Here is a 22,686-nt window from a genome sequence, read left to right on the forward strand (position 1 = left end):
GAACATCAGAAGTTTCCGAGGAAATCCCGCTTGCCGACCGGTGCACCCTGGTTGCGCAGGATGGCGTGTGCCGTCGTCACGTGAAAATAGAAGTTCGGCAGCGCGAAGAGGGCGACATATTCGATGCCGGGAACGACGGAGCCATTGCGGCCCGGCACGGTGATCTCTCTCACATCGCTGCCATCAAGAGCTTCGGCAGTGAAGCTCGCAAGGAAAGCTTCGGTCTTTGCCATACGTTCGCGCAGGTCGGCGATCGTCGCTTCATTGTCCTCGAATTTAGGCGCGTCAGTCGCCGTCAGGCGGGCGAGCGCGAACTTGGCGCTATCGCTGGCGCGCTGGTACTGGCCGGAAAGCGGCAGCATATCCGGGGCGAGGCGAGCGTTTACGAGGATGGTCGGGTCGATCTTCTTTTCCTCGGCATAGGCTTCCGCCTTGTCGAGATAGGTCTTCAGGCTGGCAATGCCGCGCTGGAACATAGGCACGGTCAGGCGATACATCGAAATGGACATTGTCCTGTCTCCAAAATCTTTAAAAAACAGCCGGTGTGCGCAGGCTGTTCGGGGCTCCGACTAGATGGGGATCTCTACGGCTTTCGCAATAAGCGCCTGTGACGGTTCCCTGCCCATCATGGCCGGATTGCAACAGGCCGATTACGCAGAATTCGCCACAGCAGGCACGCCTATTCGGCAACGTAAGCCGAAATCGGCAAAGAGGCTTGACGTCGTTTCGATAAAATGGAATGAATATTCCGCGAAACAAATTTTACGGTTTGTTTGTTCCGTTTTGACGGAGCCGCCACGGGAGAGGCGGCGTGGGATTGAGGTCTGCAGACGGATGTCTGGGGCCCCGGCGTGAGGAGGGTGCAGCCGGGCACCGCTTTGTGGAGGAAATGCAATGAAAAAATTCATCCTGGGAACTGCGATGGCGCTCGTCCTGTCGACGGCCGCACACGCGGAAACCGTCGGCGTTTCGATGGCCAAATTCGACGACAACTTCCTGACCGTTCTGCGCAACGGCATGACCGATTATGCAAAGACGCTTAGTGGGGTCACGCTGCAGGTTGAAGACGCGCAGAACGACGTTTCCAAGCAACAGAGCCAGATCCAGAATTTCATCGCCTCCAAGGTCGATGCGATCATCGTCAACCCTGTCGATACCGATGCGACGACGGCGATGTCGAAGCTTGCGGCTGATGCAGGCATTCCGCTGGTTTACGTCAACCGCCAGCCGGTCAACGTCGATACGCTGCCGGACAAGCAGGCTTTCGTGGCTTCCAACGAGCAGGAATCCGGCACGCTGGAAACCAAGGAAATCTGCCGTATTCTCGGCGGCAAGGGCAAGGCCGTCGTCATCATGGGCGAACTCTCCAACCAGGCTGCGCGCATGCGGACCCAGGACGTTCATGACGTCATCAAGACGGACGAATGCAAGGGACTGGAGATCGTGGAAGAGCAGACGGCTAACTGGGATCGTACCCAGGGCGCCGACCTGATGACCAACTGGCTCTCCAGCGGCATAGAGTTCGACGCCGTGATCTCCAACAACGATGAAATGGCGATCGGCGCCATCCAGGCGCTGAAGGCAGCCGGCAAGGATATGAGCAAGGTCGTCGTCGGCGGCGTTGACGCGACGCAGGACGCGCTTGCTGCAATGCAGGCGGGTGACCTCGACGTCACCGTGTTCCAGGATGCCGCCGGCCAGGGCAAGGGCGCGCTCGATACGGCACTCAAGATTGCCAAGGGCGAAAAGGCCGACAAGAAGGTCTACATCCCCTTCCAGCTCGTCACGCCTGCCAACGTCAAGGACTTCGTCACCAAGAACTGAGGCAAACGCCAAGCAGGATGCGGGCTCTGCCCGCATCCTTTCAGCCTGTCCGTATCCGGAGGAGATGATATGGCCGTCAGCCCGTCAACCATGGCCGCCGTGCGCGCGAGCGGCGCAGTTCCGAATGCGGAATATCTCTTGAGTGCAGAGGGTGTTCGCAAGGAATTTCCAGGCGTCGTCGCGCTCGACGATGTGCAGTTCCGGCTGAAGCGCGCCTCCGTGCATGCGCTGATGGGGGAAAATGGCGCCGGCAAGTCGACGCTGATGAAGATCCTCGCCGGCATCTACACGCCTGACAAAGGCGATATCCGCCTGAAAGGGGTCGAAATCCGGTTGAAATCTCCGCTCGATGCGCTGGAAAACGGCATCGCCATGATCCATCAGGAACTGAACCTGATGCCGTTCATGACGGTTGCGGAAAATATCTGGATTCGCCGCGAGCCCAAGAACCGCTTCGGTTTCGTCGATCATGGCGTGATGCATCGCATGACCGAGGAGCTGTTTGCCCGGCTCAATATCGCGATCGATCCTGATATCGAAGTCCGCTATCTCTCGGTCGCAAACCGGCAGATGGTCGAGATCGCCAAGGCGGTTTCCTACAATTCCGACGTCCTCATCATGGACGAGCCGACTTCGGCGTTGACGGAGCGCGAGGTCGAGCATCTTTTCCGCATTATCCGCGATCTCAGGGCCCAAGGCATCGGCATCGTCTACATCACCCACAAGATGAACGAGCTTTTCGAGATCGCCGACGAATTCTCTGTCTTCCGCGACGGCCGCTATATCGGCACGCATGCCTCGACCGAGGTCACCCGCGACGACATCATCCGCATGATGGTCGGGCGCGAGATCACCCAGATGTTCCCCAAGGAAGAGGTGCCGATTGGCGAGGTCGTGCTCTCGGTCAAGGATCTCTGTCTCAACAGGGTCTTCCGCGACGTCTCCTTCGAGGTGAGAGCCGGCGAGATTCTCGGTGTGGCCGGCCTTGTCGGCTCCGGGCGCTCGAACGTCGCCGAAACGCTTTTCGGAGTAACGCCGGCGAGTTCCGGCTCGGTCGAACTCTTCGGCAAGCCGGTGACCATATCCTCGCCGACCGAGGCCATCCGTCACCAGATGGCGTTTCTGACCGAGGATCGGAAAGACACCGGTTGTCTGCTGATCCTCGATATTCTGGAGAACATGCAGATTGCCGTCCTGCAGGACAGATATGTCAAGGGCGGCTTCGTGCAGCAGGGTGCGATCGAGGCGACCTGCGAAGACATGGCAAAAAGGCTACGCGTGAAAACGCCCAATCTTTACGAGCGCGTCGAGAATCTTTCGGGCGGCAATCAACAGAAAGTGCTGATCGGGCGCTGGTTGCTCACCCATCCGAAGATCCTGATCCTCGACGAGCCGACGCGCGGCATCGATGTCGGCGCCAAGGCGGAAATTCATCGGCTGGTCACCGAAATGGCGCGAAACGGCGTGGCGATCATCATGATATCGTCCGAGATGCCCGAAGTGCTCGGCATGAGCGACCGCATCATGGTCATGCATGAAGGACGCGTGACCGGTTTCCTCAATCGCGATGAAGCAACGCAGATCAAGGTGATGGAGCTGGCTGCGCAGTAATGCGCCGCCTGTGATCACTCAAGGGAGGTTTGACATGAGTACCAAGGCAGCAGAGGGCACGGCTCCGCTCGCAACCCGGCCGAGGCGGCGACGGATGCCGCCGGAGCTCAGCATCTTCCTTGTGCTGGTCGGCATTGCGCTTATCTATGAAGTGCTCGGCTGGATCTTCATCGGCCAGAGCTTCCTTCTGAACTCGCAGCGCCTGACGATCATGATCCTGCAGGTTTCCGTCATCGGCATTATCGCCGTCGGCGTCACCCAGGTCATCATCACAGGCGGCATCGATCTTTCGTCGGGCTCGGTCGTCGGCATGACGGCAATGATCGCAACGAGCTTCGCTCAGTCCTCCACCTGGGGACGAGCCGTCTTCCCGTCGCTGACCGATTTGCCTGCTCTCGTGCCGATCATGATCGGCCTGCTGATCGGGGCGGCCGCCGGTCTCGTAAACGGTGCGCTCATTGCCTATACGAAGATACCGCCGTTCATCGCAACGCTCGGCATGTTCGTTTCAGCCAGAGGTGTGGCGAAGTGGTATACGAAGGGACAGCCGGTTTCGGGCATTACCGAGCAGTTCCATTTCATCGGAACCAAGGCATGGCCGGTCGTCGTTTTCCTCGTCGTCGCGCTGATCTTTCACATTGCTCTGCGCTACACCCGCTACGGAAAGTTCACCTATGCCATCGGCGCGAACCCGCAGGCAGCGCGCGTTTCCGGCATCAATATCGAAGCGCATCTCGTCAAGGTCTATGTGATTGCGGGACTGCTCGCCGGTCTTGCCGGTATCGTCACGGCGGCGCGTGCGGAAACCGCGCAGGCGAGCATGGGCGTCGGATATGAACTCGACGCGATTGCTGCGACCGTCATCGGCGGCACCTCGCTTACCGGCGGTGTCGGGCGTATCACCGGTACCGTCATCGGCACCGTGATCCTCGGCGTCATGACGTCAGGTTTCACTTTTCTGAGGATCGACGCCTATTACCAGGAAATCGTCAAGGGCGTCATCATCATCGCGGCCGTCGTCATCGACGTCTACAGGCAGAAGAAACGGACCAAGCACTGAACCGGAAAAAGGGGGCTTCGGCCCCCTTCATTGTTTCATGGGGAATGGCTGCGATCACAACGAAGGATCCAGGGCTCCCGATGTCTTCAAATGTTGCAGGAGTTTCTCGCGATCACCCAAAATCATCTCGGAAGGAATATCGGCCGGGTAGAAGAGAGCGACTTCCAGCCCTTCCGCGATAGCGTCATCCGTTGGTCCCGGCAGCTCTTCCTCACGCATCCATGCTTCGAAGACGGTGAGCAGAAAATCGAAGGTTTCGCCTTGTGGTGAAATAAACTTTTTTCGTTCGACTTCGATCAGATCCATCAGATCCAAAGACACGCCGATCTCTTCAGATATCTCCCGGCGAAATGCGGCGGAGAAATCCTCGCCCTCTTCGACCGTTCCGCCTGGCAGAGACCAGCCTGCATGCATACCGCTTCTCTTCGCCAGGACGATTTGGCCTCCGGCATTATGGATGATGCCGATCGCTCCGCCCAATGCCCAGCGGGAAAAGTGCTTGTGTTTCTGTGTCTCAAAATCGGTTCCCGGCAAGGGCTGATCGGCTGCCGTCAGCCTGGCATCCGGGTATTGTCGAATAAGCGCCTGGAAAATTTCCTCACTCGTGGGGTTCTCTCAGATCATTGGCAGAAAAAGACGTTCCGCGGCGGTTGAGCCTGCGGACTGCGGCATCCAAGGTATTTGCGACGTTACCTTTTTGCATCACAAAATTGCACGGTTTCTCCATTGCGCATTTGTAAAAAAATAGGTGGCGCTTTCTGCCAGCTTTTCTATTCTTGCCGCTTCGATCCGCCCGTTCGGGCAGTGCAGGAAAGCAGATGCAACTCGTATTCGACGGTCATAACGACGTTCTCCTTCGACTCTGGTCCCATGCGAAAGACGGAAGTGATCCGGTTGCGGAATTTGCTAACGGTACGACCGCAGGCCATATAGATGCCCCGCGGTCAAAGGCCGGCGGTCTGGCGGGCGGCCTTTGTGCCATCTACATTCCCTCCGGCGATCTGGTTTTTGCCGATCCGGATGGGAACGGCCACTACGCAACGCCGCTTGCTGCCCCCCTTGATCCACTGCCGTCGCTCACAATTGCTACGGAAATGGCGGCGATTGCGCTCCGGCTCGACCGTGCCGGCGCCTGGCGGCTCTGCCGCACGGTGAAAGATATCCGTAAGGCGATGGCATCAGGCATTTTCGCTGCTGTCATGCATATCGAAGGCTGCGAGGCGATCAGCGCCGATCTTGCTGCGCTTGATGTTTTTTATGCCGCCGGGCTGCGCTCGCTCGGCCCGGTGTGGAGCCGGCACAATATCTTCGGTCATGGCGTGCCCTTTGCCTTCCCGAGCTCGCCGGATACGGCGCCGGGTCTGACGGAAGCCGGCTTCGCGCTGGTGCGCGAGTGCAATCGCCTCGGAATCATGATCGACCTTGCCCATATCACCGAGAAGGGCTTCTGGGATGTGGCGAAGACGAGCGATCAGCCGCTGGTAGCCAGCCATTCCAACGTTCATGCGCTGACGCCGGTCGCGCGCAACCTCACCGACAGGCAGCTCGATGCGATCCGTGAGCGTCGCGGCCTCGTCGGCGTGAATTATGCGACGGCGATGCTTCGTCCAGACGGCCGCTCCGATGCCGATACGCCGCTTTCCGACATGATCCGCCACATCGACTATCTCGTGAACCGCGTTGGGATCGACTGCGTTGCGCTCGGCTCGGACTTTGACGGTGCTACCATTCCGGAAGAAATCGGTGATGCCTCGGGCAACCAGAGGCTGATTGCCGCTCTCCGGCAAGCTGGCTATGGTGAGGAGGACTTGACCAAAATGGCCAGCGAAAACTGGCTTCGCATTCTGGCTTCGGCGTGGAGGGAAGAGGACGCCTGAAACCAAATAATACTTAGTAATCAATCAAAACAGGGGAACAAACCATGATGATTACCAAACTCAACCGCAGCTTCCGCCTTCTTTCCGCAGGGGCTGCCCTTTCGCTCCTGATGGTAGCAGCGCCCGCTGCCTTCGCAGAGACGCCAAAGGACACGCTCGTTGAAGGTTTTGCCATCGATGACATCATCACGATGGATCCGGGCGAAGCTTTCGAGCTTTCGACTGCGGAAGTCACCAGCAACACCTACAGCCTGCTTGTTCGTCTCGACATGAACGACACGTCAAAGATCAAGGGGGATCTCGCCGACAGCTGGACGGTTTCCGATGACGGCCTGACCTATACGTTCAAGTTGAAGCCGGGTCTGAAGTTTGCTTCCGGCAACCCGATTACCGCCGAAGACGTTGCCTGGTCCTTCGAGCGTGCCGTCAAGCTCGACAAGAGCCCGGCCTTCATTCTCACCCAGTTCGGCTTGACCGGCGACAACGTCACCGAAAAGGCAAAGGCCGTCGATCCGACCACCTTCACCTTCACTGTCGACAAGGCCTATGCGCCGAGCTTCGTACTGAACTGCCTGACGGCAACGGTGGCTTCTGTCGTCGACAAGAAGCTAGTTCTCGATCATGTGAAACCGGTCACCGTCGATGCCGACCACAAATACGACAACGACTTCGGCAACGAGTGGCTGAAGACGAATTATGCCGGCTCCGGCGCTTACAAGCTGCGTGAGTGGCGCGCCAACGAAGTCGTCGTCATGGAGCGTAACGACAATTATTACGGCGAGAAGGCAAAGCTTAATCGCGTCATTTACCGCTACATGAAGGAAAGCTCCGCTCAGCGCCTGGCGCTTGAGGCCGGTGATATCGATATCGCCCGCAACCTGGAGCCCGGTGACCTCGACGCCGTGACCAAAAATGCGGATCTGGCGACGACCAATGCGCCGAAGAGCACGGTCTATTATGTCAGCCTTAACGGGAAGAACGAGAATCTGAAGAAGCCTGAGGTCCAGGAAGCCTTCAAATATCTGGTCGACTACGATGCAATCGGCGCGACCCTCATCAAGGGCATCGGCGAGATCCACCAGACTTTCCTGCCGACCGGCCAGCTCGGTGCGCTGAATGAGAACCCCTACAAGCTCGATGTTGCCAAGGCGAAGGAACTGCTCGCCAAGGCCGGCCTGCCGGGTGGTTTCTCGGTCACCATGGATGTGCGCAACACGCAGCCGGTCACCGGCATTGCCGAATCCATGCAACAGACACTCGCCCAGGCCGGCGTGAAGATGGAAATCATCCCCGGTGACGGCAAGCAGACGTTGACCAAGTACCGCGCTCGCACGCACGATATATATATCGGCCAGTGGGGCTCGGACTATTTCGACCCGAACTCTAACGCCGACACGTTCACATCCAACCCGGACAATTCCGACGCCGGTACGGTGAAGACGCTCGCATGGCGCAATACCTGGGAAGCGCCCGAGCTCGACAAGGAAACGAAGGCTGCCCTTCTTGAACGTGACGCCGCTAAGCGTGCGGCCATGTATGAGGATGTCCAGAAAAAGTTCCTGGCCAACAGCCCCTTCGTCGTCATCTTCCAGCAGATCGAAGTGGCTGGCTATCGCAAGAGCCTCAAGGACTTCAAGCTGGGTCCCAGCTTCGACACGAACTATGTAGGCCCGATCTCGAAGTGATGAGCCGGCTAGGCTGATCCAGTGAGCATCGTCGAAACAAGACAGGAGGCGCGGCCCCGCAAGGGCCGTGCACTCTCCTTTGCGAAGGCGCTGGGGCGTTTCCTCTTCGCCGCCGCCACCACCTATCTCGGCCTTCTGGCCGTCACCTTCTTCATCGGCCGCGTTGTGCCGATCGATCCAGTGCTCGCCATACTCGGCGACCGCGCGCCGACCCATGTCGTGGAGCGAGTCCGCCGCGAGATGGGCTTTGACCTGCCGCTCTACGAGCAGTTCTATATCTATCTAAAAGGCATCCTTTCCGGTGATTTCGGCAATTCCGTCCTGACCACCAATCCGGTCATGGTCGATATTCGCCGCGTCTTCCCTGCGACGCTGGAACTTGCGACCGTCGGCACGATCATCGGCTCTGTTGTCGGTGTGCCGCTTGGCGTTCTCGCTGCCGTGCGCCGCGGCAGCATTGCCGACCAGGTCGTGCGCGTCATCGGCCTCGTCGGCTATTCGGTGCCGATCTTCTGGCTGGCGCTGATCTCGCTCGTCATCTTCTATGCGCGGCTGCGCTGGGTGGCTTTCCCCGGCCGTATCGACATCGTCTATGAGTACAGTTTTACGCCGGTCACCGGCTTCTATCTCCTCGATAGTGCCTGGCAGGGGCAGTGGGATGTTTTCTATGACGTCTTCCGCCACATCATCCTGCCGGCCTCGCTGCTGGGCTATTTCTCGCTCGCCTATATCAGCCGTATGACCCGCAGCTTCATGCTGAACGAGCTGTCGCAGGAATATGTGGTGGCAGCCCGCGCCAAGGGCCTATCGGAAACGCGGGTGATCTGGGGTCATGCGCTGAGAAATGCGGCGGTGCCGCTCGTCACCGTCATAGCGCTTTCCTATGCGGGCCTGCTTGAAGGCTCGGTGCTGACGGAAACGGTCTTCTCCTGGCCGGGCATCGGCCTCTACATCACCAACTCGCTGCAAAACGCCGACATGAACGCCGTACTTGGCGGCACGATCGTCATCGGCACGGTCTTTGTCGGCATCAACCTTATTTCCGATCTTCTCTATCGGATACTCGACCCGAGGACGCGCAACCGATGACGGTTCCGACCACACCTTCCACGCCCTTGAGCCGCCGTGACTGGTTGCTGTCCGACCGGCCGCAGTCACGCATGCAGGCCCGGCTCGGCCGCGCCTACGTTACCTGGCGGCAGTTTACGGCAAACCGGCTTGCCGTCGTCGGCCTGCTGATCATCGTGGCGCTGCTACTGATTGCTGCCTTTGCCAATCTGATCGCCACCCACAATCCCGTTGTCGGCGATCTCATGAATGCCCGCCTGCTGCCGCCCGGCAGCGCCGGCTATCTGCTCGGCACCGACGATCAGGGCCGCGATATCTTCTCACGCCTCGTTTATGGCTCGCGGCTGACATTGCTCGTGGTCGTGCTGGTCGCCATCATCTCCGCGCCTGTTGGACTCATCGTCGGCACTGTGTCGGGCTATGCCGGAGGATGGGTGGATGCGACGCTGATGCGTATCACCGATATCTTCCTTGCCTTCCCGAAGCTCGTGCTGGCGCTTGCCTTCGTCGCAGCCCTCGGGCCCGGCATCCAGAACGCCATCATCGCCATCGCCATCACCTCCTGGCCACCTTATGCGCGCATCGCCCGCGCCGAAACACTAACGGTCCGGCGCTCCGACTATATCTCGGCGGTCAAGCTGATGGGCGCCTCGCCGCTGCGCATCATTATCAGGCATGTCATGCCGCTTTGCATCTCCTCGCTGATCGTGCGCGTGACGCTCGACATGGCGGGCATCATCCTCACGGCCGCCGGCCTCGGCTTCCTCGGCCTCGGCGCACAGCCGCCACTGCCGGAATGGGGTGCAATGATCGCCTCCGGGCGCCGCTTCATCCTCGACCAGTGGTGGGTCGCGGCCATGCCCGGCATTGCCATCCTCGTCGTCAGCCTCGGCTTCAACCTGTTGGGTGACGGCCTGCGCGATGCGCTCGATCCGAAGGAGGCCGGCCAATGAGCTCGCTTCTGACCGTCGAAAACCTGCGTGTCAGCTATCCGACCCGCACCGGTGTTATCGAGGCCGTGCGCGGCGTGTCTTTCATGCTCGGCAAGGAGCGTCTCGGCATCGTCGGCGAATCTGGCTCCGGCAAGTCGCAGACCGGCCGCGCCATCATGGGGCTGACACCGACGCACGGTGTCGTCACCGCCGACACGCTGGATTTCAGCGGCCTCGATCTCCTCAAGGCTTCGGCTGCCGAACGGCGCAAGCTGCGCGGCAAACGTATCGCCATGATCCTGCAGGATCCGAAATATTCGCTCGATCCCGTCATGACCATCGGCAAGCAGATCTGCGAAACATTGCGCACTCATGAGAAGGTCGGCAAAGGCGAGGCGCGAGACCGTGCGCTCGACATGCTGGAAGCGGTACAGATCCGCGATCCCAACCGCGTCTTCGATCTTTATCCGCATGAGGTTTCGGGTGGCATGGGCCAGCGCGCGATGATCGCCATGATGTTGATCGCCGGCCCGGAGCTGCTGATCGCCGACGAACCCACTTCGGCCCTCGACGTAACAGTCCAGCTCGATGTCTTGAGGATCATGGACCGGCTGGTGTCCGAGCGCGGCATGGGGCTGATCTTCGTCTCCCACGATCTGAGGCTCGTCTCCTCTTTCTGCGACCGTGTCATCGTCATGTATGCCGGTCGTATTGTCGAAGAGATCGCCGCATCCGAGCTTCGCAACGCGAAGCATCCCTATACGCAGGGCCTGCTGAATTGCATGCCGCAGATCGGTGAAGACAGGCATCCGCTGCCGGTTCTCGACCGCAAGCCGGAGTGGGCTCTATGAGTACGGCGCTGTCTGCAGACCATCTGGGTGTCGTCTACGACCATTTCCATGCGTTGAAGGATGTGAGCGTTTCCATCGAAAGCGGCGAATCCTTCGGCCTTGTCGGTGAGTCCGGCTCGGGCAAGTCGACGCTGCTGCGCGCGGTCGCCGGGCTTGCGCCTGTCAGCGAGGGAGCGATCCGTATTCATGGCGAGCCGCTGAAAGGCTCGAAACGTAGCAAAGGCTTCTATCGAAGCGTCCAGATGGTCTTCCAGGATCCCTACGGTTCGCTGCATCCTCGCCAGACCGTCGACCGGCTGCTGCTGGAGCCGCTCGCCATTCACGGCATTAGCGACAGCGAGAAACGCATCGCCCGGGCGCTCGACGAAGTCGGGCTCGGCAATGGTTTTCGCTTCCGCTACCCGCATCAGCTTTCCGGAGGCCAGCGGCAGCGTGTGGCGATCGCCCGCGCATTGATTGTCGAACCATCCATCCTGCTGCTCGATGAGCCGACATCGGCGCTCGACGCCTCCGTACAGGCGGAGGTTCTCAATCTCCTTGAGCAGATCCGGCGGGACCGGAAACTGACGTTCGTCATGGTCAGCCACGATCTTGGGGTCATCACCCATATGTGCAAGAGGCTTGCCGTGATGCGCGGCGGTGCTGTTGTTGAACGGCTGACATCGGCCGAACTTGCCGCCGGGAGCGTTCACGAGGAGTACACGCGAAATTTGATGATCGCGAGCAAAGGTTTCGTGAAGGCTTGAAAGCCAATATTTTCAAGCCTTTGAAAATTCTCGCATGCTGTCGGCGTTAAGGATAATGTTTCCCTAAAACACGACCATTCGACTAGACTATTGACAGCTGCCTTAGTTCTGTCATGATCCCGTTAACGACCGTTAGCTTTCGTGATCGATGGAGGTTGAGGCATGTTCTTTCTCGGTGGGATGACCATGGGTTACCTCGATCCTCCTGTTAAGGTCGAGCGGAGGGATACCACCTCCGTGACTATCCCGGCGGAAAAGGATCGCCGGTTGATCGAAACATCCCCCAATGCACCCCAGAGCGACAGCGCCGTCGAGCGTTCCTGGATCTGGGCATGGCGCACGCTCTGCTGAGTTGACGCCTGGGTGGATTTTCTCTTCCGTCTGCTCTGGACGGAATTTTATCTCTACCTACCTTATAGGGAATATAAGAATATAAATGCGAGCCGGTAATTCGGCCGCAAAATAAACAGGCGGAGGCGACACATGGCAAATCTGGGTATTTCACATACTCATGTGAACCAGTACGGATCCGTACCGGCAAAGAAGCCGGTCACCACGCGGCACAGAATCCAGACCGCGATCCATGCAACATTTTTTACGGCGGCATTCCTTTTTGTCGTCGCTATGGTTTGCGGCATCGTCGGCTGACGCCTGCGCGTTCGAGGCGCTAACTGATGGCGCCTATTTGATTGAATATTTTCCTGTCCGGAACAATTGGGATGCGCTGGCATTCTCCTGACACTTCGGTGTTGTTCAGGGAGAGAGTGTTATGAAAGGCATCTTGCGGTATCCCAATCCCCATCATCCTTCTTTACCTGTTCCACGCAGTCTAGCCCATTCCGGAAAGTAGGCGTGAGGCGCTGATAGTGCCGTGAACGCCGTGCGAGGCGCATGGATATGTCTATGCGCCTTTTTCACGCCGGCGGAAGGGCAGCGGAGAAACAGTTCCTTTGACTTGAATTATTGCAAGAATGTCCAACTTTCCCGGGTGGCTTCGCAGGGAGGGCATAAGTCGGCCATGAGCGGTCGCAAAGTTACGTCCGAAGCCGGTCGGTCCGTTGCTCCAGAGCGCGCCGACCGTCCGTTTATCTTGCTTTTCCCGACTTCGAAGATGATCGGCCCGTTCATGCGAGAGTCATCATAAGCAATGCAGAACCTAGCCGAAATCATAACGTCGTTTGGATCCAGAACCGAACCCATGGCCATTTCAAGTCCGTCTCCGAGCCCGCCGCACGAGCCTGAGAACAAGCAGATCGACCACAGTGATTCGATCCGCTCAACTTATCTGTCCAACGAGGACATCAGGGCCATGGGCGAAAGCGTCGCCTGCGGCACCGTGAGCGAGTTGCCAGGCTTCGCAGCGTTCGATTTCTTCGCGCGCCACAAGGAAAATGAGAAGGAAATCCTGCGCGTCTACCGCACGACTGCGACCGATGCCGAGGCCGGGGAGGCGATCACGCCGGCTGCCGAATGGCTGCTGGACAATCACTACATCGTCGAGGAGGCAATTCAGGAAGTCCGCCGCGACTTTCCGCGCCGGTTCTATCAAGAACTACCACTCATGAAAGTCAGCGGCGTCGAAATCCCGCGCACGCTCGTATTGGCCTGGCTCTATGTCGCCCATACTCACGGCACTATTTCACAGGAAAGCCTGACAGCACTGGTCGACGGCTTCCAGCAGCACGAAACCCTCAAGATTGGTGAGCTCTGGGCGCTGCCGTCGCTGGTGCGCTACGTGCTGGTTGAAAACCTCCGTCGTATTTCGAGCCGCGTCGAGCGCAGCCGCCGCCTGCGCCGTCGCGCCAACGAGGCCGCCAACGAATTGGTGCGTCTCGCCGACACCGCAAAGGCTGCCGCCTATCTGAAGACGCTGGAAGAGCTTGCTGAGGATAACACTTTCTCGACCCAATTCCTCTACCGCATGCGTGATGGTTCGCAGACTTCGAGCCTGGCGATCTCCTGGCTCGACGAGCGCTTGGAAAAGCTTGGGCGTGACAGCGAGGAAGCGATGATGGCGGAGCATAGCCGCCTCTCCGCCGGCAATGTCACGATGGGCAACATCATCCGCAGCCTGCGCGAGATCAACGATGCGGAGTGGTCGGTCTGGGTCGAGCAGGTCAGCCACGTCGACAGGCTGCTCTGGGATCAGTCCCAATACGGTGCTCTCGATTCCGGTTCGCGCAACAGCTATCGCCGGCAGATCGAAAGGCTTGCCAGGCGCTCGCCGCTGAGCGAGGTGCAAATCGCCCAGCTTGCTGTCGATATGGTGTCTGAGGCCAGGCTTTCCGATGAGCCGCGGCCGCATGAGCCTGATATTGGGGGCTTCATTGCGGGCGCTCAACGCCTAAAATTCGAAGAGCGCGCAGACTACCGCCCGACGTTGGCGCAGCACGTCATTCGCGCGGTGCGCAAATTCAATTGGATGGCGATCGCCATTCCGGTCGCGCTGATCACGATCATCGCCATCGGGATCGTCGGCGGGTTCATGGCCAATGCCGGCATGGGATCGGTTGAAATCGCGCTGCTGCTCATCCTGTTCGCGTTGCCGGCCTCGGAAGGTGCGAGCGGGCTTTTCAACACTGTTCTCTCTTTCTTCGTCACGCCGGCGCGGCTTGTCGGTTATGAGTTCAAACAGGGCATTCCGGAGGATGCGCGCACGCTCCTCGTCGTGCCGTGCCTGATTTCTGATCGCGATAGCGTCGATGAGATGGTCCGTAATCTCGAGGTCCATTATCTCGCCAATCCGCGCGGCGAGATCTATTTCGCGCTGCTCAGCGACTGGCCGGATAGCGAGGTTGAGGAAACTTCCGCCGATCTCGAAGTGTTGGAATATGCACGCCGGGAGGTCGCTAATCTCTCAGCCCGCTATGCCCATGACGGCAAGACGCGCTTCTATCTGCTGCATCGCCGCCGCCTCTACAATCCATCTGAAGGGGTGTGGATGGGCTGGGAGCGCAAGCGCGGCAAGCTGCACGAGTTGAACCTGCTGCTGCGCGGCGACCGCGATACGACCTATCTGCCAGGCGCCAACACCGTGCCGGCCGACATAGAATATGTCATGACGCTCGATGCCGATACGCGCCTGATGCGCGATACCGTCACGAAACTCGTCGGCAAGCTCCATCATCCGATCAACCGCCCGGTCATTAACCCGGAAAGCGGGCGTGTCGAAAGCGGCTACGGCATTCTGCAGCCGCGCGTCACACCGTCGCTGACGACGGGCAAGGATGCGTCAGTCTTTCAACGCGTCTTTTCGATCAATCGCGGTCTCGATCCCTATGTTTTCACGGTTTCGGATGTCTATCAGGATCTTGCCGGCGAAGGCACATTCACCGGCAAGGGCCTCTATCATGTCGATGCCTTCGAGGCTTCACTGAAGGGGCGTATCGAGGAGAATTCGGTGCTCAGCCATGACCTTCTCGAAGGTTCGATGGCACGTTGCGCACTCGTCACCGATCTCGAACTCGTCGAGGACTTTCCGGTACGCTACGAGGTCGAAACCTCGCGCCAGCATCGCTGGGTGCGCGGCGATTGGCAGCTTCTGCCCTATATGTTCAGTCCGAAACACGGCGTCACCGCGCTCGGGCGCTGGAAGATGTTCGACAATCTGCGCCGGTCGCTGACACCGATCGCCTGGTTCCTCGCTTCCGTGCTCGGCTGGTATCTGATGGAGCCATTTGGGGCGCTGATCTGGCAGATCCTGCTGATTTTCTGCCTGTTCGTGGCGCCAACCCTTTCGCTCATCAATGGCATCATTCCGCGCAGCAGCGATATTGTCGCCAGTGCCCATCTTTATACTGTCTGGTCGGATATTGCGGCTGCCGATGCCCAGGTGGCGCTGCGCATCATCTTCATCGCCGACACCGTCAGCATGATGGTGGATGCGATCGGCCGATCGCTCTATCGTCTCTTCGTCAGCCGCAAGTTGCTCTTGCAGTGGCGCACTGCGGCCAGCGTCGGGGCCGGCAGGCAGGGTACCATCCTCTCCTATTATAGAGCGATGTGGCATGCTCCGGTTCTGGCTATTCTGTCGGTCGCTTTCGCCGCGTTGTCGGGAAATGACTCATTCCTCGTCGGCGTTCCCTTTGCGCTCCTCTGGATCTGTTCGCCCGTCGTCGCCTGGTACGTAAGCCAGTCGGCCGAGACGGAAGACCGGCTCGACGTGCCGGATGGGGTCTCCAGCGAGCTGCGCAAGATCGCGCGCCGCACCTGGCGCTACTTCGAAACCTTCACGACGGCGGAGCAGAACTATCTGCCGCCCGACAACGTCCAGGAAACGCCCCACGTCATCGTGGCGACGCGCACTTCGCCCACAAATATTGGCGTCTATCTCCTGTCCGTCATTTCCGGCCGCCATTTCGGCTGGTTCTCCTTCGAGGAGACGATCGAGCGCCTGGAGCAGACAATCGCCACGGTCGACCGAATGGAAAAATTCCGTGGCCATCTCTTCAACTGGTATCACACCGATACGCTGCAGACGCTTGGACCTCGCTACGTTTCGGCGGTCGACAGCGGCAATCTCGCCGGTCACCTGATTGCCATTTCCTCGGCCTGCCGCGACTGGGCGGAAGCACCCTCAGCACATGTCCAGGGCAATCTCGACGGTGTCGGTGACACGGCCGGCATTCTTGGTGAAGTGCTTGCCGACCTGCCTGACGACCGCAAGACCGTGCGGCCGCTGCGCCGCCGTCTGGAAGAGCGTATTGCCGGTTTCCAGAATGCGCTTGCCGCTGTCAAGCGCGAGCACGAATTTGCCTCGATCCGTGTCATCAACCTTGCCGTTCTGGCGCGCGACATCCAGCACCTTGCCGGCAACCTGCATCACGAGGTGAAGTCGAAGCAGACGGAAGAGGTCACGTTGTGGGCGGCCTCGCTGGTCAAGGTCTGCGAGGCACATATCTCCGATAGTACCTTCGACCTTTCCAATATCGATGCGTTGCGCCCCCGTCTGGTCGCGCTCCGCGACAAGGCCCGCGATCTCGCATTTTCGATGGATTTCGGCTTTCTATTCCGTCCGGAGCGTCGCCTGCTGTCGATCGGGTATCGCGTGGAAAGCGGCGAGCTCGATGCGGCCTGCTACGATCTTCTGGCCTCGGAATGTCGGCTAACCTCGCTCTTCGGTATTGCTAAGGGCGACCTGCCGACGGAGCATTGGTACAAGCTTGGCCGCCAGGTTGTTCCGGTCGGCTCTCGGGGCGTGCTGGTTTCGTGGTCCGGCTCGATGTTTGAGTATCTGATGCCCCCGCTCGTCATGCAGGAGCGCGGCGGAGGCATCCTTAATCAGACCAACAATCTCGTCATTGTCGAACAGATGAACCATGCCCGTAAGCTCGGTACGCCCTGGGGCATTTCGGAAGCGGCCTTCAATGCCCGCGACCATAACCTCAACTATCAGTACACGAACTTCGGCGTGCCGACGCTCGGCCTCAAGCGCGGTCTCGGCCACAATGCCGTCATCGCACCTTATGCATCGCTGCTCGCCAGCCAATATGACCCGGAAGCATCGCTCGAAAACCTGCAGAGGCTTCGCAAGCTCGGCGCTCTCGGCAAGTTCGGCTTTCACGACGCCGTCGACTTCACGCCGACACGCGTACCTGAGGGCAAGACGTGTGCAGTTGTCTACAACTACTACGCCCACCATCACGGCATGTCGATCGCGGCCGTCGCCAACGTCGCCTTCAACGGCCATCTGCGTGAACTGTTCCACTCGGATCCGGTCATCGAAGCGGCCGAACTGCTGCTGCAGGAAAAAGCGCCGCGCGACATCCCGGTCATGAGCGGCAAGGATGAATCCGATACACCCGCCAGCATCCAGGACGAGTTGATGCGGCCCGTCATCCGTAAAATCGCCGATCCTGCATCGCGCGAACGAGAGCTCGTCTTCCTGTCGAACGGCCATTATTCCCTGATGCTGACGGCAACGGGCGCGGGTTATGCCCGCTGGAACGGTCTATCCGTCTCCCGCTGGAAGCCAGATCCGACCGAAGACCGCTGGGGCAATTTCATCTTCCTGCGCGATACGGTGACCAATGAATGGTGGTCGGCAACATCAGAGCCGAAGAGCGTGGAGGGCGAAACGGTTCGAGTGGAATTTGCTGACGAGAAGGCCGTGTTCAGCAAGGTTCTTGGCGAACTTATGAGTGAGGTTGAATGTATCGTTGCCACCGAGCATGATGCGGAAGCCCGCCGCCTGACACTGTTCAACATAGGTGCGGAAGATCGCTTCGTCGAAGTGACGTCCTATCTAGAACCGGTCATCACATCCGACGACACGGACAACGCGCACCCGGCTTTCGCCCGCATGTTCGTCAAAACGGAGATCGACACGCGCGGCGACGTCATCCGCGCCGAGCGCAACAAGCGTGATCCGAACGAAGCGAATATGAGTATCGCACATCTGATCGTCGACAACGCCGGGAATACGCGACATACGGAATTCGAAACCGAGCGGAGGACGTTCATCGGTCGTGGCCGCAGCCTTTCGAATGCTGCTGCTTTTGATCCGGGTGCCAGCCTTTCCGGCACCGATGGTTTCACGCTGGATCCTGTCCTGTCGTTGCGCCGGACTGTGCGCGTGCCGGCTGGCAAGAAGGTCAGCGTGATCTTCTGGACGATTGCAGCACCTAGCCGTGCCGAGGTGGATAAGGCCATCGATCGCTATCGCCATCCGGATGCCTTCAACCACGAACTCATCCAGGCCTGGACGCGTACACAGGTGCAGATGCGCCATGTCGGTGTCAGTTCGCAGCAGGCGGCAGCGTTCCAGTATCTCGGCCGCTATCTTGTCTATCCCGACATGCAGCTTCGCGGCGACTATGGCGCCGTCCGGGCCGGCATGCAGTCGCAGTCGGCGCTCTGGCCGCTGGCGATTTCGGGCGATTTCCCGATCTTCACGCTGCGCATCGATGACGAAATGGATCTCGAAATCGCCCGCGAAGCGCTGCTGGCGCAGGAATATCTGCGTTCACGCGGGGTGACCGCCGATCTCGTCATCATGAACGAACGGGCCTCTTCCTATGCACAGGATATGCAGCACGCGCTCGACGCCATGTGCGAGGGCGTGCGCCGCATGGGCCAGGCCGATGGTCTGCGCCAGCACATCTTCGCAGTCCGTAAGGATCTAATGGAAGAGGGCACCTATCAGGCACTGATCGCCGCCTCGCGCGTAACGCTGCATGCGAAGAACGGTAAGGTGGTTGATCAGATCAACCGCGCCCGCCTGCTGTTTACCCCTGTCAAGGAGGAGCCAGAGGACACGGAGACGCCGGTCAAGCGCATACCGCCTCTACCTGCCCCGGCTATCAAGACTATTGCCATTGAGGAGGAAGGCGATCTCGACTTCTGGAATGGCATCGGTGGCTTTGCCCGCGACGGCCGTGAATATGTCGTGCGCCTGCCGGGCGGACAGGCGACGCCGCAGCCTTGGATCAATGTCATCTCGAATGACCGGTTCGGCTTCCATGTATCGGCGGAAGGTGCCGGTTTCACCTGGAGCGTCAATTCGCGTGATTACCAGCTCACCTCCTGGTCGAACGATGCAGTCATCAACCGTTCCGGCGAAGCCCTCTACATAGCGGACCTCGAAAGTGGCGCGGTCATGACGCCGTTTGCAGGGCTCTCCCGTCGCAACGATATCAGCTTCGAAGCGCGCCACGGTCTCGGTTACTCTACTTTCTCCAGCACGCAGCACGAGATCGCGCTGGAAGTGACGCAGACCGTGCATCGCGAGAAGCCGGTGAAGCTGCAGCGCCTGCGTCTGCGTAACACCGGTTCGGCAAGCCGCAAGCTCAGGCTCTACGCATATGTGGAATGGGTCCTTGGGAATAATCCGCAGAAGACCGCCTCTTTCATCCTGTCGAAACGTGACGAAGAGACAGGCGCGCTGTTTGCGACGAACCCCTACAGCATCGACTATTCGGGTCGCACCGCCTTCCTCGCCGTAAGCGAGACGGTTTCGAGTTTCTCGGCAAGCCGTCGCGAGTTCATCGGCAAGAGCGGGACGATTGAGGCGCCTGTCGCCGTGACTGCAGCCGCTGCTCTTTCCGGCTCCACGGATCTTGAAGGCGATCCAGCGGCGATCCTTGCGATCGATATCGAGCTCGGCGCTGACGAAGCGCGCGACGTCACTTTCTTCCTGGGTGATGCGTCCACCGAAGAGGAGGCGCGCGCCCTGCTTGCCGATATCAGAAAGGCCTCGTTCGATGAAGCGGTGCAGGCGAACCGGGGCTTTTGGCAGGAGTTCACCGGCAAGCTGCAGATCTCGACGCCGGATCAAGGCATGAACAACCTCGTCAATACCTGGCTGCCCTATCAGAGCCTCGGCTGCCGCATCATGGCCCGGACGGCCTTCTACCAGGCGAGCGGCGCCTTCGGCTTCCGCGACCAGTTGCAGGATACGCTCGCCTTCGTGCTGCAGGAGCCTGCGCTTGCGCGAGGCCAGATCATCAATGCGGCCTCGCGCCAGTTCCGCGAGGGGGACGTACAGCACTGGTGGCTGCCGGGGACGGGAGCCGGCGTACGCACCATGATCTCCGACGATGTCGTGTGGCTCGCCTATGCGATCGATCATTATTGCCGTGTCAGCGGTGACAAGAGCGTACTCGACGAGCAGCTTGCCTTCCTCGAAGGTCCGGCGCTGCTGGAGGGTCAGCATGACTCCTTCTTCAAGCCGGAAATATCCGAGGATACGGTAAGCATCTATGAACATGCAGCCCGGGCGATCGATCTCGCCATTGCTCGCAAGGGAACGAACGGCCTGCCGCTCTTCCTCGGTGGCGACTGGAATGACGGGATGAATCGCGTCGGCATCGGCGGCAGTGGCACGAGTGTCTGGCTTGGCTGGTTCCTTGCCGGCACATTGCGCTCTTTCATACCGTATGCCGAAGACCGGGGCGACAAGGCCCGTGCGAAGCGCTGGAAGGCTCATCTCATCGAACTCAAGAAGGCGCTCGAAAGCGCTGCCTGGGACGGCGATTATTACCGCCGTGGCACTTTCGATGACGGCACGCCGCTCGGTTCGAAGGAGAGCCTGGAATGCCAGATCGATTCGATTGCACAGTCCTGGAGCGTGCTCTCAGGTGAAGGTGATCCGAAGCGGGCCATCAAGGCGATGGATGCGGTGCTCGACCGGCTGGTTGACGAAGATGCACGGATCATCCGCCTCTTCACACCGCCTTTTGAAAGGTCGCTAAAGGATCCAGGCTATATCAAGGCCTATCCGCCGGGCGTTCGCGAGAATGGTGGCCAGTACACACACGCCTCGACCTGGGTGGTCATGGCGCTGGCGGAATTGAAGCGGGGTGACGATGCCCTGCGTTGCTTCCAGATCCTCAATCCGATCACCCATTCGCTGGACAAGGCGGCGGCCGAACGGTATCGCGTCGAGCCCTATGTCGTGGCGGCTGATGTCTATGGCCATGCGCCCTATGTCGGGCGCGGTGGCTGGACCTGGTACACCGGCTCGGCCGGCTGGCTCTACCGCGCGGCGGTGGAAGGTATCCTCGGTATCCGGCTAAAGGGTGGACAACTTTTTGTGAACCCGTCGCTCCCTTCCAATTGGGACGGGTTTGCGGCAGAGATCGAACGCGACGGAAGCAAATACCGCATTTCGGTCTCAAAAGCGTCCAATGCTGAAGGCTACACTCTGTCGATAAACGGCAGCGAAGTCGCCAATCCCCACGAGGGATATCCGGTCGGACAACAGCAATCTCCAAGCTGATTTTCCGGCGATTCGCGCGGCCAAAGGGGGAACCCTTTTGGCCGGCGTAGCGTTTGCAAAACGGATAACAGGAGAGACACCATGGCAGGTATGCCGACCAAAGCCATTGGCGCCCAACGAAGTTCCATATCAGTGGCGGCGTCCAAGCGTGATACGAGGCTCGATGTGATTCGTGGTCTCGCCCTCATCACGATCTTCATCAATCACGTTCCGGGGCAAATCTTCGAATATATCACGACCAAGAATTTCGGCTTTTCCGATGCCGCCGAAGCCTTCGTGCTGATCTCGGGCATTGCAGTCGGTCTTGCCTATGGCTCGCGCTTCAAGGCGGGAAAGCGACTGGAAATGGCGATCAAGGCGGCAAAGCGTGCCTTCACGCTTTATCTTGCCCATATGATCACCACTTTCGTGACGCTTGCGCTGTTCATCTGCGGCGCCTGGTTGTTCCACCGGCCGGGGCTATTGGTCGAGATTAATATTCTGGCGGTGCTGATGAACCTGAAGGAGGGCATTCCCGCCCTGCTCTTGCTCGGCCATCAGATCGGCTACAACAATATCCTGCCGATGTATGGCGCACTGATGCTGATGGTGCCACTTATCCTGCTGCTGAACGAGAAGAGCGCGTTGCTGGCGCTTGCGGTTTCCGGAACGGTCTGGCTGCTCGCCGGCATTTACCAGATCGCGCCGCAGAACATGCTTTTCGAGGGCGACTGGTTCCTCAATCCCTTCTCCTGGCAGTTCCTGTTCACGATCGGCATCGTGTCGATGATGCATGTCAAGCGCGGCGGCACGCTTCCCCACCATCCGCTGCTTTTCGCGCTGGCACTCGGCTATGTCGTGCTCTCCTTCATCTGGGTGACGGCGCGTCTTTGGGATATCGGAAACTATCTTGCAGCACTTGGCCTGCCTGCCGTGCTGACCGGCTTCGACAAGACATTCCTGTCGCTGCCGCGCCTCCTGCATGTGCTGGCGCTCGCCTATCTGGTGATCAATATTCCGACGGTGTCCCAGGCTTTCCGCCGCCCGGCCGATCATCCGCTGACGATCCTCGGCCGGCACTCGCTCAATATCTTTGTCGCCGGCACCATCCTGGCGATGGTCGGGCAGGTGCTGCTCTACATTACCAACCGTGACCAGATCATCGGTCCGATCTTCGTGCTTGTCGGCATCGCCGCCCAGTTCGCCTATGCCTATCATCTCGAATACAAGCGCGAACAGGAAAACACTCGGCCTCTTGCCAGCGGCGGCGCCATTCCGGTGCCCGTCCGCATCAGCCGTGGAGTGGACGCCTATAGCCAGGGCAAGCGCAAATAG

At 59.4% G+C, this 22,686-nt stretch carries 15 protein-coding genes; 13 read left to right on the plus strand and 2 right to left on the minus strand.

What is annotated here, in order from left to right:
* Nucleotides 1–5: 5 nt before the first annotated feature.
* Nucleotides 6–509, minus strand: coding sequence for a DUF1993 domain-containing protein (locus ACR9ZQ_RS26365; RefSeq protein WP_481429048.1), 504 nt, complete (start codon nt 507–509; stop codon nt 6–8).
* Between the two features lie 385 nt (nt 510–894).
* On the opposite strand from ACR9ZQ_RS26365, the gene ACR9ZQ_RS26370 reads away from it, so the two are divergent.
* The 3 genes from ACR9ZQ_RS26370 (at nt 895) to ACR9ZQ_RS26380 (ending at nt 4,495) form a co-directional block, all read left to right on the plus strand.
* Nucleotides 895–1,824 (plus strand): sugar ABC transporter substrate-binding protein, encoded by a 930-nt coding sequence (locus ACR9ZQ_RS26370; protein WP_310385441.1) that lies wholly within the window; start codon nt 895–897, stop codon nt 1,822–1,824.
* Between the two features lie 69 nt (nt 1,825–1,893).
* Entirely contained in the window at nt 1,894–3,435 is a 1,542-nt protein-coding gene (locus ACR9ZQ_RS26375) for a sugar ABC transporter ATP-binding protein (protein ID WP_481429049.1), read from the plus strand.
* A 34-nt stretch (nt 3,436–3,469) separates the two neighbouring features.
* Complete coding sequence (locus tag ACR9ZQ_RS26380; RefSeq protein ID WP_481429050.1) at nt 3,470–4,495, plus strand: ABC transporter permease; 1,026 nt, start codon at nt 3,470–3,472, stop codon at nt 4,493–4,495.
* A 54-nt stretch (nt 4,496–4,549) separates the two neighbouring features.
* On the opposite strand, the gene ACR9ZQ_RS26385 is transcribed toward ACR9ZQ_RS26380, so the two are convergent.
* Nucleotides 4,550–5,029, minus strand: coding sequence for an NUDIX hydrolase (locus ACR9ZQ_RS26385; RefSeq protein WP_481429051.1), 480 nt, complete (start codon nt 5,027–5,029; stop codon nt 4,550–4,552).
* A 284-nt stretch (nt 5,030–5,313) separates the two neighbouring features.
* On the opposite strand from ACR9ZQ_RS26385, the gene ACR9ZQ_RS26390 reads away from it, so the two are divergent.
* The 10 genes from ACR9ZQ_RS26390 to ACR9ZQ_RS26435 all read left to right on the plus strand — a co-directional run bounded on the left by ACR9ZQ_RS26390 (nt 5,314) and on the right by ACR9ZQ_RS26435 (nt 22,686).
* The gene (locus tag ACR9ZQ_RS26390; RefSeq protein ID WP_310385433.1) at nt 5,314–6,372 is read left to right on the plus strand and encodes a dipeptidase; all 1,059 of its coding nucleotides are present in this window, start codon (nt 5,314–5,316) and stop codon (nt 6,370–6,372) included.
* Nucleotides 6,373–6,416: 44 nt separating this feature from the next.
* On the plus strand, nt 6,417–8,057 hold the full coding sequence (locus ACR9ZQ_RS26395; RefSeq protein ID WP_481429052.1) for an ABC transporter substrate-binding protein: 1,641 nt from the start codon (nt 6,417–6,419) through the stop codon (nt 8,055–8,057).
* Between the two features lie 21 nt (nt 8,058–8,078).
* Nucleotides 8,079–9,146: an ABC transporter permease gene (locus tag ACR9ZQ_RS26400; RefSeq protein ID WP_113319862.1), complete on the plus strand. Its 1,068-nt coding sequence runs from the start codon at nt 8,079–8,081 to the stop codon at nt 9,144–9,146.
* Nucleotides 9,143–10,078 carry an ABC transporter permease gene (locus ACR9ZQ_RS26405; RefSeq protein ID WP_310385427.1) on the plus strand — a complete coding sequence of 312 codons (936 nt, stop codon included), beginning with the start codon at nt 9,143–9,145 and terminating at the stop codon, nt 10,076–10,078. Before ACR9ZQ_RS26400 ends, ACR9ZQ_RS26405 begins: the two co-directional genes overlap by 4 nt.
* Nucleotides 10,075–10,908, plus strand: coding sequence for an ABC transporter ATP-binding protein (locus ACR9ZQ_RS26410; RefSeq protein WP_481429053.1), 834 nt, complete (start codon nt 10,075–10,077; stop codon nt 10,906–10,908). The genes ACR9ZQ_RS26405 and ACR9ZQ_RS26410 overlap by 4 nt, the downstream gene beginning before the upstream one ends.
* Nucleotides 10,905–11,654: an ABC transporter ATP-binding protein gene (locus ACR9ZQ_RS26415; RefSeq protein WP_310385423.1), complete on the plus strand. Its 750-nt coding sequence runs from the start codon at nt 10,905–10,907 to the stop codon at nt 11,652–11,654. The genes ACR9ZQ_RS26410 and ACR9ZQ_RS26415 overlap by 4 nt, the downstream gene beginning before the upstream one ends.
* Before the next feature lie 162 nt (nt 11,655–11,816).
* Nucleotides 11,817–12,005 (plus strand): hypothetical protein, encoded by a 189-nt coding sequence (locus tag ACR9ZQ_RS26420; protein WP_310385421.1) that lies wholly within the window; start codon nt 11,817–11,819, stop codon nt 12,003–12,005.
* Between the two features lie 132 nt (nt 12,006–12,137).
* On the plus strand, nt 12,138–12,302 hold the full coding sequence (locus ACR9ZQ_RS26425) for a hypothetical protein (protein ID WP_310385419.1): 165 nt from the start codon (nt 12,138–12,140) through the stop codon (nt 12,300–12,302).
* A gap of 550 nt (nt 12,303–12,852) precedes the next feature.
* Nucleotides 12,853–21,372 (plus strand): glycoside hydrolase family 94 protein, encoded by an 8,520-nt coding sequence (locus ACR9ZQ_RS26430; RefSeq protein WP_310385417.1) that lies wholly within the window; start codon nt 12,853–12,855, stop codon nt 21,370–21,372.
* Nucleotides 21,373–21,453: 81 nt separating this feature from the next.
* Nucleotides 21,454–22,686 carry an OpgC family protein gene (locus ACR9ZQ_RS26435; protein ID WP_310385415.1) on the plus strand — a complete coding sequence of 411 codons (1,233 nt, stop codon included), beginning with the start codon at nt 21,454–21,456 and terminating at the stop codon, nt 22,684–22,686.

Source organism: Rhizobium sp. KNZ14-9A, from assembly GCF_056755015.1.